The organism is Thioclava sp. JE_KL1, assembly GCF_009296265.1.
Taxonomy (GTDB): Bacteria; Pseudomonadota; Alphaproteobacteria; order Rhodobacterales; family Rhodobacteraceae; genus Thioclava.
This window is the reverse complement of the sequence record NZ_WBJS01000005.1, coordinates 430,625-443,860: the sequence shown is the minus strand read 5'-3', so window position 1 is coordinate 443,860 and position 13,236 is coordinate 430,625. Positions and strand designations below refer to the sequence as shown.

Below are 13,236 nucleotides of genomic sequence, written 5' to 3'. Positions count from 1 at the left end.
GCCAACCGTATCTCCAAAATTTCCTTCGCCTTCAGTCTCTTGCGATCCCTTCCGGCGCCCCGTTGCGGTGTGTGCCGCTTCGGTGAGGCGGTATTTACGGATCACTCCGCGGAGTCGCAAGTGCCTTTTTCGAAAAACTGTCACTTTTCCCGAAAGAACAACGCAACACACTGAAATCGCTATACTTTCAACACCACCGCAAATGCACCCAATTCACCCCAAACCAGCGCAGGGAAGAATCTTGCGCAAATCACCCGCCCCCGCGAAACCTCCTGAGGACCATGCCCCAGGGGCAGCACCCCAAACGCCCCGAGTCACCAGCGAAACGTACGGAATCGAACAGCCATCAACGCGATGAAGACGCCGAGCCAGAGCCACCCCTCGCTGGAAATCACCTTCATCTGCCAGAGGTAGTGAATCACGCCGAGCGCCACCGCCGGGTAAACCAGCATGTGAACCCGCCGCCAGTTTTTCCCCAACTTGCGGATCGAGGCGTTGTTCGACGTCACCGCCAAGGGGATCAGCAGCACAAAAGCCGTAATGCCGAAGAAGAGGTAGGGGCGCTTGATGAGATCCGCCGCGGCTTGTGCCCAGAGCATCCCCATATCCAGCACCACCCAGGCGATCAGGTGCAGCGCCACATAGAAGAAGGCCAGCAAGCCAATCGCGCGGCGATACTTGATCAGGTTAATGCCGAGGAATCGGCGGGCGGGCGTGATGGCCAACCCGCCGATCAGGAACCACAGGGCGATCTTGCCCAGCCGATGCTCGATCGCTTTCACGGGGTCGACGCCGATGCCGCCGGTCAGTGTCAGCCAGACCACCCATGCCAGCGGGATCAGCCCCGCCAGATAGACGGCCCAGCTGGGCACACGACGCAGTGCGGTGTTGATCGGGGCGGAGAGGGTTGCGCTGATCATCAGTAATACTTCGCGAGGTCCATGCCCTTGTAGAGCTGCGCGACCTCGTCACCGTAGCCGTTGAACATCAACGTCTCCTGACGGCCGGCAAAGAGGCCCGCACCCACGCGGCGTTCGGTGGCCTGCGACCAGCGTGGGTGATCCACTTTCGGGTTCACATTGGCATAGAAGCCGTATTCACGCGGCTGCAGCTGGTTCCACGTCGTCGGCGGCTGCTTATCGGTCAGCGAGATCTTCACGATGCTCTTGATCGATTTGAAGCCGTATTTCCACGGCACGATCAGACGGACCGGCGCGCCGTTCTGGTTCGGCATCTCTTCGTCATAGAGACCGGTCGCCAGAATGGTCAGCGGGTTCATCGCCTCGTCGATGCGCAGCCCCTCGACATAGGGCCAGTGAATACCGCCCTGTTTCTGCCCCGGCATTTGCTCGGGACGGTAAAGCGTCTGGAAGGCCACGTATTTCGCGGACGGCTGCACGCCCACGCGGTTAAGAAGGCTGGACAGCTCGAAGCCGATCCACGGCACGACCATCGACCACGCCTCCACACAGCGGAAGCGATAGATACGCTGCTCGAGCGTCACGGGCTTGAGAATATCGTCGAGCGGATAGGAGCCGGGCTTGTCGACCATGCCGTCGATCTCGATCGACCACGGGTCGGTCACCAGTTGGCCCGCATATTGCGCGGGGTCCGACTTGTCCCAGCCGAATTCGTAGAAGTTGTTGTAGGAGGTGATCTCCTTGAGGGTGTTCGGCTTGGCGTCGGTCGAGAATTTCGAGGGCTTGGCGTCGATGCTGGCAAAGCTGGGGCCGGCAATCGAGCCAAGCGCCATGGCCCCCGCGCCGGCCATGATTTGGCGGCGGTTCAGGAAGTCGGCCTTCGGCGTCACATCGGCCCAGCTCGGATCGTTCGGTCTTATCTTGCGCATGGAAATCTCCTCTCTGCCCCTACATATGGGGCGGTGCCCGTCGCTTACACTTCGGAGCTTACAGCGACATTGTTACCTCTAGGCACGTATAAAAATACGCGCCACTATCGAGACTGGATCAACGGACGGCGCAAAGTTGTCCGATCGGGAGACAAGGGAGAGAGAGAGATGAAACGCTTCATCGGCGCCGCACTCGCGGCGGTCATCACAGTGGGGGCGAGCGCGGCAACGGCTGAGGACGCCCATACCTGGACCACCGAAGACACCTTCGACAACGTCACCTTCGCAGTGCAGAACGCAATCATCGGCGCGGGGCTCGTCGTGGATCACGTCAGCCATACTGGCGACATGCTGGAGCGCACGAAAGACGCGGTCGGCAGCACCAAGACGCTGTTCACCGGCGCGGACGTGTTCTCCTTCTGCTCGGCGCAGACATCGCGCGAGGTGATGGAGGCCGACATCACCAACTTCCAGTACTGCCCCTACACGATCTTCGTCTACCAGACGCCCGAGGACACGGATCACGTGACGGTGGGTTTCCGCTCCTATGACGAAGAGTCGATGCAGCCGGTGACCGATATGCTGACCGGGATCGTCAAAGACGCGCTGATGCTCGACTGACGGATATATAGCTCGCGTGCGCACCCGCGCGCGCGAGCACTGCAGTTCAGCTCGCGCCGCGCTCAGCCCGGGCCTCCAGTTGGCTCTTGCGCACATGACGGATCACCTCGACCAGCAGCGCGGTCAGAAGCCCCACATTCAGCAGCCCGTTCGCCGCCGCCATCCCGCCAAGGATGCGCCATTGATGCGAAAGCAGGATGTCGCCGTATCCCAGCGTGGTGAAGCTCACGAGGGAGAAGTAGACCGACTGCTCCATCGTGTTGAACACGCCCAGAATGCGGAAGCAGAAGGCCCAGAGCCAGACGCCCGCCGTGACCATCGCCAAGGCCCAAAGAGCGGCGACGACGACCATCAGCATCAGCTTCGGGCGGTGCGGCTCACGCAGCATCCACCAGTGCAGCCGCGAGAATGTCGCCTCGATCGCCCAAGCGCTGAGCGCGGCGATGCAAACGGTCAGAAGCATCATTACCGAACCGATGGCGATCTGGATGATCATGGGCGTTTCCTCCTGCCCTAGCTATTTCGCGCCGCGGCACGGGCGTCAAGCGTAGCGGTGCCGCACTGGACAGAGCCGCTTGCCTGCCCTATCTCGATGCGACTATGGCAAAGCATTCAGACCCCAATTCCAAGCTGATCGCCGAGAACCGGCAGGCCCGTTATCACTACGCCGTCGAGGACACGCTCGAGGCGGGCATCGTGCTGCAAGGCTCCGAGGTGAAATCGATGCGCGTCGGTCAGACGAACATCGCCGAGAGCTACGCCTCGGTCGAGGATGCCGAATTGTGGCTGATCAACTCCTATATCGCGAGCCTGAACCAAGCCTCGCATTTCGGCCATGAGGAGCGGCGCAAGCGCAAGCTGCTCGTCTCCAAGCGCGAATTGGCGCGCCTGTGGAACGCGACCCAGCGCGAGGGCATGACCATCGTGCCGCTGAAGATGTACTTCAACGAGAAGGGCATCGCGAAGGTCCTGATCGGGATCGCGAAGGGCAAGAAGCAGGCCGATAAGCGCGAAACCGAGGCGAAACGCGACTGGAACCGCCAGAAACAGCGCCTTCTGAAGCAGAATTACTAGGGACACGGGGCGGATTTACCCGCCCTGCCCTTGCGTCTTGCGCGCCGCTGAGTCTAAGCAATCCCGACCGGCAAAAGAGGCGCATGACGATGGATGACCCGAAAACGCTCGTATCGACGGATTGGCTTGCTGCCCATCTGAAGGACCCCGACCTGCGCATTCTGGACGCTTCGTGGTTCCTGCCGCAGATGGAGCGGGATGCGAAGGCGACCTATGACGCCAAGCACATTCCCGGTGCGCGCTTCTTCGACATCGACGATATCGCCGACAACCGCTCGGATCTGCCGCATATGGCGCCGCCGCCCGAGAAGTTCATCAGCCGCATGCGCGCGATGGGCGTCGGCGACGGCCATCAGGTCGTGATCTACGATCAGCACTCGATCTTCTCCGCGCCGCGCGTCTGGTGGACCTTCCGCCTGATGGGCAAGACGGATGTGGCGGTGCTCGACGGCGGTTTGCCGAAATGGGAGGCCGAAGGCCGCCCGCTCGAAGACATGCCGCCGATGGTGCGCGACCGTCACATGACGGTGCAACGCCACCCCGGTCTGGTGAAGGACGTCACGCAGGTCGCCCATGCCAGCAAGCTCGGCGATCACGAAATCATCGACGCGCGCCCGAACGAGCGCTTCCTCGGCAATGGCACCGAGCCGCGCCCGGGGCTGCGTTCGGGTCATATCCCCGGCTCGCGCAACCTGCCCTTCGGCGAGTTGCTGACCCCCGAGGGCACCTTCAAATCCCCAGAAGAGATCAAGGCCCTGTTCGAGGCCGCCGGCGTCGACCTGTCGAAGCCCGCGATCACGACCTGCGGCTCCGGTGTCAGCGCCGCGATCGTGTCGCTCGCGCTGGAGATCATCGGCAAGTCCGACTGGTCGCTCTATGACGGGTCCTGGTCGGAATGGGGCATGTATAACGACCTCAAGGTCGCAACGGGAGAAGCATAATGCTGAACAATCTCAAGCCGCAGGCGCCGGACAAGATCCTCGCGCTGATGGAAGAATACCGTGCCGATGAGCGCGACCAGAAGGTCGATCTCGGCGTCGGCGTCTACAAGAACGCCGAAGGCGAAACCCCGATCATGCGCGCCATCCACAAGGCGGAAAAGCAGGTCTGGGACAACGAGACCACCAAGAAATACGCGGGCCTCGCCGGCCAGCCGGAATTTCACGCCGCAATGGCCGAGATGGTTCTGGGCAAGGGCTACCCGGCCGATCGTCTGGCCTGCCTGTCGACCGTGGGCGGCACCGGCGCTTGCCGCATGGGTTTCGAGCTTGCCCGCATGGCGAACCCCGGCACCAAGATCTGGGTCTCCGATCCGACCTGGCCGAACCACCTGTCGATCCTGAAATTCATGGATCAGGACTTCACCACCTATCGCTATTTCGATGCCGAGACCCGCTCGGTCGATTTCGATGCGATGATGGAAGACCTGAAGGGCGCCAAGGAAGGCGACATCGTGCTGCTGCACGGCTGCTGCCACAACCCGACCGGCGCGAACCTGACGCTCGAGCAATGGGGCAAGGTTGCGGACCTTCTGAAAGAGACCGGCGCCGTGCCGATGATCGACCTCGCCTATCAGGGCTTCGGGGACGGTCTGGAAGCCGATGCGGCAGGCACCCGCCTGATCGCCGAGCGTCTGCCGGAAGTGCTGATCGCGGCGTCGTGCTCGAAGAACTTCGGCATCTATCGCGAGCGCACCGGCTGCCTGATGGTTCTGGGTTCGGAAGAGACCAAGAAGACCGTTCAGGGCAACCTCGCCTATCTCAACCGTCAGACCTACTCCTTCCCGCCCTATCACGGGCAGGCGCTGGTCACCCGCGTGCTCACCGATCCCGAGCTGCGCGCCGATTGGGAAGCCGAGCTGGAAGAGGTTCGCACCGGGATGCTGGAACTGCGCCAGCAACTCGCCGACGAACTGCGCAAGCTGTCCAATTCCGACCGCTTCGACTTCGTGGCAGAGCACCGCGGCATGTTCTCGCGCCTTGGTGCGACGCCCGAGCAGGTCGCTGCGATGAAGGAAGGCAACGCGATCTACATGGTCGGCGACTCGCGTATCAACATCGCGGGCCTCAACAAAAACAGCGTGCCGCTGCTGGCCCGCGCGCTGATCGACGCTGGCGTCTAACCGCTTCCGACAACACGAAAATTCGAAACGGCGGTCCATTCGGGCCGCCGTTTTTCGTCGCGGATTTTTCCGCATTGCGCCCTTGAAATAATAAGCAGGCTCATAATATAGAGGCTTACTTTAATTTCAACGGAGCCACGGATGCCCGATCAGAGCCTAGGTTTTCTCCTGCATGACGCGACGCGGTTGATCCGCCGTCGCTTCGAGGCACGCGCCAACGAGTTCGGCCTGACGACCGCGCAATGGCGGCTTCTCGTCTACCTCAAGAAGGAAGGCGCGCTGCCGCAGGCCCGGCTGGCCGAGCTGCTCGAAATCGAACCGATTTCGGTCTCGCGCCTCGTCGACCGCATGGAAGAAGCCGACTGGGTCTGCCGCAAACCTGATCCGAACGATCGACGCGTCAAGCTCGTGCATCCCTCGGCCAAGGCGCGCAACGCGTTCGAGAATGCGCGCTCCATCGCGGATGACATCTACGAGCAGGCGCTGGCCGGGCTGAGCGATGACGAAGTCGCGACCGCACTGAACACCCTGCGGGCGATCATCCGTAACCTCTCCGAAGACACCTCCTCCACGTCAGAGACAAATCATGAGTGACCAGAACCCGAGCGCGGACAGCGCGGCAAACCAACCGAAACAGAAACAGAAGAAGGGGCCGAAATTCTGGCTCCTTATTCTCGTGCCCGCCCTCATCGTACTGGGCGGCGCGTGGTACTGGCTGAGCGCCGGTGGCTCGCAAAGCACCGAGAACGCCAATTTCCAGATGGCGCGGATTCCCGTGGCCTCGCAAATCTCGGGCCGTGTGACCGAGGTGTTCATGCATGACAACGAGCATGTGAAAAAAGGCGCACCGCTGTTCGAGCTCGACAAGAAGCCTTACGAGCTGGCGCTGGCAAAGGCCGAGGCCGCACTGTCGCAGGCCCGCCTGCAGGTCGAACAGCTTCGCGCCTCCTACAAGGCCGCGCTCGCCGACGAGAAACAGGCGGCGGATAACGCGGCTTATCAGGAGAAACAGCTCGACCGTCAGGAAAAGCTGATCAAATCCGGCACCACGACGCAGCAGGCGCTCGACCAGCAGCGCACGGCGACGCAAGCCGCGCAGAACACGCTGGCCGCCGCGAAGCAGAAAGTGGCGTCGGCCAAGGTTGCGCTCAACGGCAATCCCGAGATTCAGGTGGACGAGCACCCTTCGGTGAAATCGGCGATCGCGGCGGTCAATGACGCCAAGTACAACCTCTCACAGACCGAGGTCGATGCGCCCACTGACGGCATCATCTATCAGGCCTCCTCGTTCAAACCGGGCGAGATGGTCGGTGCCGGTGCCAGCCTCTTCACGCTGGTCGACACCAGCGACGTCTGGGTGATCGCGAACTTCAAGGAAACTTCGCTGACCCATATGCAAGCGGGCCAGTCGGCCACGGTCGAATTCGACGCCTTCCCGGATCGCGAATATCACGCGACGGTCGATGCCGTCGGCGCGGGCACCGGGGCCGAGTTCTCGATCCTTCCGGCACAGAACGCGACCGGCAACTGGGTGAAAGTAACCCAGCGTGTTCCGGTGCGCCTGCGTCTCGACGACGACGCGAAACTCGACGGCCTGCGCGCGGGTCTGTCGGCCAGCGTCACCGTCGATACCGCCTCGCAGCCGCGTTACAAACGCATCCTCGACAAGGCGAACAGCTCGGCCGCAGTCGCTGGCACGACCGATCAGGGGCAGTAAGTCATGGCCGAGGCCGCAGAGAAAGAACCCAAGGGGATCGACCCGCATAACGTGCCGCATCGCGCGCTGATCATGGCGTCGCTGATGCTGGCCGTGATCATGCAGGTGCTCGATACCACGATTGCGAACGTGGCCCTGCCCGACATGCGCGCCGACCTCGGCGCGTCGCGCGATACGATCAACTGGGTGCTCACTTCCTATATCGTGGCCGCGGCCATCGTGACCCCGCTGTCGGGTTGGCTTGCCAACCGTTTCGGACGGCGCGAGATCTTCATGGTCGCGGTGATCGGCTTCGTCGTCTTCTCGATGCTCTGCGGGATCGCGTGGTCGCTCGACGTGATGGTGATCTTCCGCCTCATGCAAGGCGTGTTCGGCGCGGCCATCGTGCCGCTCGCGCAGAACTTCATGCTCGACATCAACCCGCGCGAGAAGCACGGGCAGGCGATGGCGATGTTCGGAGCGGGCATCATGCTCGGCCCGATCATCGGCCCGACGCTGGGCGGCTATCTGACCGAGGTGATCAACTGGCGCTGGGTGTTCTACATCAATGTGCCGCTCGGGATGATCGCGATCGCGGGCTCTGCTTTCTTCCTGCCCGAGACACCCAAGAAGAAGATCGGCTTCGACTTCTTCGGCTTCGCGGCACTGGCGGTGGCTATCGGGTCGTTGCAGATGATGCTCGACCGTGGGTCCGATCTCGACTGGTTCGCCTCGCGCGAGATTTGGATCGAGGCCGCGCTCGCGATCAGCGGGTTCTGGGTGTTTCTGGTGTGGATTCTCAGCGCGAAAAAGCCCTTCCTCGAGCCGAAGATGTTCCTCGACCGCAACCTCTCGATGGGGCTGCTGTTCATCTTCGTGATCGGGATCATCCTGCTCGCCTCGCTGGCACTGCTGCCGCCGATGCTGTCGAACATCTTCAGCTACCCGACGCTGACGACGGGCTTGGTGATGTCACCACGCGGTGTGGGGGCGATGATCATGATGCTGCTGATCGGGCGGTTGGTGAAGGTCATCGACCTGCGCATCCTTGTGGTGGTCGGGCTGTCCTTCACGGCCTATTCGCTGCACATCATGTCGACCTTCTCGCCGCAGATGGGGCCGAAATGGATCATCATCTCGGGCGTGATTCAGGGCTTCGGACTGGGCTCGGTCTTCGTGCCGATCTCGACGCTCGCTTTCGCTACGCTCGCCCCGGAATATCGCGGCGACGGCACGGCGCTGTTCTCGCTTCTGCGCAATATCGGCTCGTCCATCGGGATCTCGATCGTGACCGCGCTGCTCACCCACAATATCGCGGTGAACCATTCCGAGATCGTCTCTGCGATCAATCCGCAGAATCTCTCGGGCGTGATGAACGGCGCGAGCGGTATGTCGCGGGAAGCGGCCCTGACGGTGCTCAACAACCTCGCGACACAGCAGGCGGCGATGATCTCTTACGTGGACGATTTCAAGTTCATGATGTGGGTCACGCTGGCGGCCATCCCGCTCGTCTTCTTCCTGCGCAAGCCGGATTACCAGAACAGCGGCGGAGGCCAGAAGCCGCAAGGCGCTCCGGTCACCGAGTAAGCCGAAACCAGACGCAATGAAAAAGGCCCGGGATCGCTCCCGGGCCTGTCGCTTTGTCTTGGATGCGGCGTCTTAGTTGACGAACTCCGGATAGGCTTCCATGCCGAGTTCCGCCTTGTCGAGACCCATCATCTCGTCCTCGGCCGGGGCGCGGATGCCCATGACGGCTTTGAGGATGAACCAGATGATTGCCGAGACCACGAAGACGAAGATGCCGACGATGATGATCGAGACGATCTGGCCGTAGAAGGTGCCGTCCGGGTTGGTGATCGGAACAGCCAGCGTGCCCCAGATACCAGCGCCGAGGTGGACCGGGATAGCGCCCACGACGTCGTCGATCTTCAGCTTGTCGAGCATCGGAACCAGCAGGACCACGATGATACCGCCGATCGCGCCGATGATGGTCGCTGCACCGAGGCTCGGGGTCAGCGGCTCAGCCGTGATCGACACGAGGCCAGCCAGAGCGCCGTTGAGCACCATGGTCAGATCCGGCTTCTTGTAGAGGATCTGGGTCAGGATCAGCGCTGCGATCGCGCCACCGGCAGCTGCCGTGTTGGTGTTGGCGAAGATGCGCGAGATATCGGCGACGTTGCCCACGGTGTTCATGTAGAGCTGCGAACCGCCGTTGAAGCCGAACCAACCGAGCCACAGGATGAAGGTACCGAGCGTGGCGAGCGTCAGGTTCGAACCGGGCATAGCCTGGACCTTGCCGTCCTTATACTTGCCGATACGCGGGCCGAGGATCAGAGCGCCTGCGAGAGCTGCCCAGCCACCGACCGAGTGCACGACGGTCGAGCCAGCGAAGTCGAGGAAGCCGAAATCGGCATCCAGGAAGCCACCGCCCCATTTCCACGAAGCCTGGATCGGGTAGATGAAGCCCGTCAGGATCACGGTGAAGATCAGGAACGGCCACAGCTTGATGCGCTCGGCCAGGGTGCCCGAAACGATCGACGCGGTGGTGGCGCAGAACATCAGCTGGAAGAAGAAGTCCGAACCGACCGAAGCATAGGTCAGGTCGACCGAATCCGCGCCGACGCCAACGGGCTCGAGCGAGGTGGTCGAGAAGGCACCGAGCACGCCGTTGATCGACCAGCCGTCGCCCGGATACATCAGGTTGTAGCCGATCAGGTAGTACATGATCGCCGCGATCGCGAAGAGCGCGATGTTCTTCAGCGACTGCATGGTCACGTTCTTCGAACGCACGAGGCCAGCCTCGAGCATCGAGAAGCCCGCGCCCATCCACATCACCAGGAAGCCGGTGACGAGGAACATGAAGGTGTTCAGGATGAAGCCGATCTCATTGGCCGGCGGATCGACCGGGGCGGCGTCTTGCGCCAGCGCCGGCAGGGCCACCGCGGTCATCGCAACCGCAAGGCCAGTGATTTTCGAAAGCTTGTTCATTTTCCTACTTTCCCCCTGTCGCGCCTTAAAGCGCGTCGTCATTGGATTCGCCGGTGCGCACGCGAACCGCCTGCCCGACATCGAGAACGAAGATTTTGCCGTCGCCGATCTTGTCGGTTTTCGCGGCTTTCATGATCGTGTCGACAACCTCGTCGGCGAGGCCGTCAGCGACGACGATCTCCAGCTTGACCTTCGGCACGAAGTTCACGGCGTATTCGGCACCACGATAGATTTCCGTGTGACCCGACTGGGCACCGAAGCCTTTGATCTCGGTCACCATCATTCCGCGCACGCCGATGGTGGTGAGCGCCTCGCGCACCTCCTCCAGCTTGAACGGCTTGATTGCTGCAATGATGAGTTTCACCTGACATCCCTTCCTTGTTCAGCCCTTTCGATGCCCGCTTGGTGACATCGCACGGTGTTAAAAGGCCCGCTGTGCCCCTTTCGCACAAGGAAACGAGGTTCCGTCCGAGTGGCAGCCTCAGCGGATTCTGGCTCAAATTTGCACAATTTGTGCGCTTTGCCGCTTTTTTAATCACATTGCAAATCTGAAACGTGATTTTTCGCGGGTGCACATCTCGGGTCGGCCCGTGTAGATTGCGCGCAATTAAAACGCAGGCAGCGGAACAGGCAGATGACTCAGAAAGGCGGAGGGCGCGGGCGCCTCGTGGCCGACAAGCGCTATTCCTCGTCGAAGCAGCCTCCCAAGGCATCGAAACCCACCAAGCCGCGCAAGAATGCGCGCCGGGGTGGCGGTAACTGCGGAGGTGGCGGTGGCGGCCGAGGCAAGCCGCCGCGGCGGAACGGGCCGGTCACCGGTCTGATCATCGGTCTCGCTCGGTTGATCTGGCGGGTCGTCTGGGGCGTCGGCTGGCGCCTCGCGATGATCGTCGCCCTCGTGGTGGGCGCAGCGACGCTGTATTTCTACTCGACCCTGCCTGACTACACGAAGCTGCTCGATGGCCGCACCCGCGGCTCGGTGACGATGCTCGACGATCAGGGCAAGGTCTTCGCCTGGCGTGGCGAGACCTTCGGCGGCCAGATCGACGCGAAAAACGTCTCGCCCTATCTGCGCGACGCCGTGGTCGCGACCGAAGACCGCCGCTTCTACCATCACTTCGGCATCTCGCCGCGCGGCATCGCCTCGGCAATGGCGATCAACATGCGCGAGGGGCGCGGACCGTTCGACGGCAACGGCGGCTCGACAATCACGCAGCAGACCGCGAAGCTCCTGTGCCTCGGCGTGAAGTTCGACCCGAAGAAATGGAAGAACGAAGCCGCCTATGAGAATGACTGCCGTTCGGGCGGGCTGCGCCGCAAGATCAAGGAAGTCCCCTACGCCTTCGCGCTGGAACTGAAATACTCGAAAGATGAAATCCTTTCGATCTACCTCAACCGCGCCTATCTCGGTGCGGGCGCGCGCGGCTTCGAGGCCGCGTCGGAGCGCTATTTCGGCATCTCGGCGGCCAATGTCGATCCGCAGCAGGCCGCGATGCTGGCGGGCCTTCTGAAAGCCCCGAGCTACTACGCCCCGACCTCGAGCCTCAAACGCTCGCAGGAACGCGCTGAGACTGTGCTCAGCCTCATGCATGAGCAAAACTACCTGACGGACCGGCAATATCTCGACGCAAAGAACAACCCCGCCACCCTGAGCCAAGCGGCCCAGAAACGCGCGGGCGGCTATTTCGCGGATTGGGTGATGGACACGATCCCCGACTTCCTGTCGCGCGACACGACCGAGGATGTGGTCATCAACACCACGCTCGATCAGCGCATCCAGTCGGCGGCCGAAGACGCGATGAAATCGGTCTACGACAACAAGGTCTCCAAAGGCTCGAAGGCCGAATCCGCGATCGTCGTGATGAGCGCAGATGGCGCCGTGCGCGGCATGGTTGGCGGTCGGGCCACGAAGGTCTCGGGTGCGTTCAACCACGCGACCATGGCGCAGCGGCAGACCGGCTCGACCTTCAAGCCCTTCGTCTACGCGACCGCGCTCGATCTGGGCTACACCCCAGATTCGATGGTGGATGACGCGCCGGTCACGGTGAAAATGCCCGGCTCACCCGATTGGAGCCCGCGCAACTACGAGCGCAGCTACATGGGGCCGATCACACTGACCACAGCGCTCGAGCATTCGGTGAACGTGGCGACCGTGCGCGTCTCCGAAGCAGTGGGGCGCGAGAATGTCATCAAGGTCGCGGAAGGCTTCGGCTTCGCGCAGGACCTTCCGAACCTCCCCTCGGTGGCGCTCGGCGTTGGGGAATCGGACCTGCTCGACATGACGGGGGCCTATGCGGGCATCCTGAATGGCGGCTCTTCGGTGCAGCCCTATGGCCTGACCTCGCTGACGCTGAAAGGCGACGACCAGCCGCTCTTCGGCAAGCCCGGCGGGATCGGCGAGCGCGTGATCTCGAAGAAAGCGGCGCAGGAACTGACCTACATGATGCGTCAGGTCGTGCTGCACGGGACCGGCCGCCGCGCCAACATCGACGGCTACGAGATCGCAGGCAAGACCGGCACCACGCAGAGCGCGCGCGATGCCTGGTTCGTGGGCTTCACCTCGGATTACGTCGTCGGCGTCTGGATGGGCAATGACGACAACACGCCGCTGAAAGGCACGACCGGGGGCGGCCTGCCCGCCGAGATCTTCCACGAGACGATGAAGCGTGTCCTCAACGGCGAAGATCCCAAGCCGCTGCCCATGGCCCATCCGGGCGACTGGCAGGTGCCGGCTCAGCAATCTCAGGGGCAAAGCCAGAGCGCGGGGCAAGCCCCCGCCCAGCCCCAGCGGCAGCGGCGCGACCCGTCGCAGTCGATCCTCAACGAGCTGCTCAACATCTTCGGCAGCAACTGAGCGACCGACCCGAAACAAAAGAAACGCCCGGG

13 protein-coding genes are annotated in these 13,236 nt (G+C 62.3%); 8 read left to right on the top strand and 5 right to left on the bottom strand.

Annotated elements, in window-relative coordinates:
* Nucleotides 1-314: 314 nt before the first annotated feature.
* Together msrQ and msrP are read right to left on the bottom strand one after the other, a co-directional pair.
* The gene (gene msrQ, locus F8R15_RS12210; protein ID WP_152844746.1) at nucleotides 315-920 is read right to left on the bottom strand and encodes a protein-methionine-sulfoxide reductase heme-binding subunit MsrQ; all 606 of its coding nucleotides are present in this window, start codon (nucleotides 918-920) and stop codon (nucleotides 315-317) included.
* On the bottom strand, nucleotides 920-1,849 hold the full coding sequence (msrP, locus tag F8R15_RS12205) for a protein-methionine-sulfoxide reductase catalytic subunit MsrP (RefSeq protein ID WP_152844745.1): 930 nt from the start codon (nucleotides 1,847-1,849) through the stop codon (nucleotides 920-922). The genes msrQ and msrP overlap by 1 nt, the downstream gene beginning before the upstream one ends.
* A gap of 168 nt (nucleotides 1,850-2,017) precedes the next feature.
* Here msrP and F8R15_RS12200 point away from each other — a divergent pair, with 168 nt between their 5' ends.
* A complete protein-coding gene (locus F8R15_RS12200; protein WP_078550754.1) occupies nucleotides 2,018-2,470 on the top strand; it encodes a DUF302 domain-containing protein in 453 nt (150 codons plus the stop codon).
* A gap of 46 nt (nucleotides 2,471-2,516) precedes the next feature.
* On the opposite strand, the gene F8R15_RS12195 is transcribed toward F8R15_RS12200, so the two are convergent.
* Entirely contained in the window at nucleotides 2,517-2,966 is a 450-nt protein-coding gene (locus F8R15_RS12195; RefSeq protein ID WP_078541739.1) for an ion channel, read from the bottom strand.
* 104 nt (nucleotides 2,967-3,070) lie between these two features.
* Here F8R15_RS12195 and smpB point away from each other — a divergent pair, with 104 nt between their 5' ends.
* From smpB to F8R15_RS12165, 6 genes are all read left to right on the top strand, one after another.
* Nucleotides 3,071-3,544: an SsrA-binding protein SmpB gene (smpB, locus tag F8R15_RS12190; protein WP_078522393.1), complete on the top strand. Its 474-nt coding sequence runs from the start codon at nucleotides 3,071-3,073 to the stop codon at nucleotides 3,542-3,544.
* A gap of 83 nt (nucleotides 3,545-3,627) precedes the next feature.
* Nucleotides 3,628-4,485 carry a 3-mercaptopyruvate sulfurtransferase gene (gene sseA / locus F8R15_RS12185; RefSeq protein WP_152844744.1) on the top strand — a complete coding sequence of 286 codons (858 nt, stop codon included), beginning with the start codon at nucleotides 3,628-3,630 and terminating at the stop codon, nucleotides 4,483-4,485.
* Nucleotides 4,485-5,666: an amino acid aminotransferase gene (locus F8R15_RS12180; protein WP_152844743.1), complete on the top strand. Its 1,182-nt coding sequence runs from the start codon at nucleotides 4,485-4,487 to the stop codon at nucleotides 5,664-5,666. The genes sseA and F8R15_RS12180 overlap by 1 nt, the downstream gene beginning before the upstream one ends.
* Nucleotides 5,667-5,807: 141 nt before the next feature.
* Complete coding sequence (locus F8R15_RS12175; protein ID WP_083076204.1) at nucleotides 5,808-6,260, top strand: MarR family winged helix-turn-helix transcriptional regulator; 453 nt, start codon at nucleotides 5,808-5,810, stop codon at nucleotides 6,258-6,260.
* Nucleotides 6,253-7,383 carry an HlyD family secretion protein gene (locus F8R15_RS12170; protein WP_152844742.1) on the top strand — a complete coding sequence of 377 codons (1,131 nt, stop codon included), beginning with the start codon at nucleotides 6,253-6,255 and terminating at the stop codon, nucleotides 7,381-7,383. Before F8R15_RS12175 ends, F8R15_RS12170 begins: the two co-directional genes overlap by 8 nt.
* A 3-nt stretch (nucleotides 7,384-7,386) precedes the next feature.
* The gene (locus F8R15_RS12165) at nucleotides 7,387-8,949 is read left to right on the top strand and encodes a DHA2 family efflux MFS transporter permease subunit (protein WP_152844741.1); all 1,563 of its coding nucleotides are present in this window, start codon (nucleotides 7,387-7,389) and stop codon (nucleotides 8,947-8,949) included.
* Nucleotides 8,950-9,021: 72 nt separating this feature from the next.
* On the opposite strand, the gene F8R15_RS12160 is transcribed toward F8R15_RS12165, so the two are convergent.
* Nucleotides 9,022-10,311, bottom strand: coding sequence for an ammonium transporter (locus tag F8R15_RS12160; RefSeq protein ID WP_078522416.1), 1,290 nt, complete (start codon nucleotides 10,309-10,311; stop codon nucleotides 9,022-9,024).
* A gap of 64 nt (nucleotides 10,312-10,375) precedes the next feature.
* A complete protein-coding gene (locus tag F8R15_RS12155) occupies nucleotides 10,376-10,714 on the bottom strand; it encodes a P-II family nitrogen regulator (RefSeq protein ID WP_078522388.1) in 339 nt (112 codons plus the stop codon).
* 270 nt (nucleotides 10,715-10,984) lie between these two features.
* Between F8R15_RS12155 and F8R15_RS12150 the strand changes: the two genes are divergently transcribed.
* Complete coding sequence (locus tag F8R15_RS12150; protein WP_152844740.1) at nucleotides 10,985-13,204, top strand: transglycosylase domain-containing protein; 2,220 nt, start codon at nucleotides 10,985-10,987, stop codon at nucleotides 13,202-13,204.
* The last annotated feature ends 32 nt before the right edge of the window (nucleotides 13,205-13,236 follow it).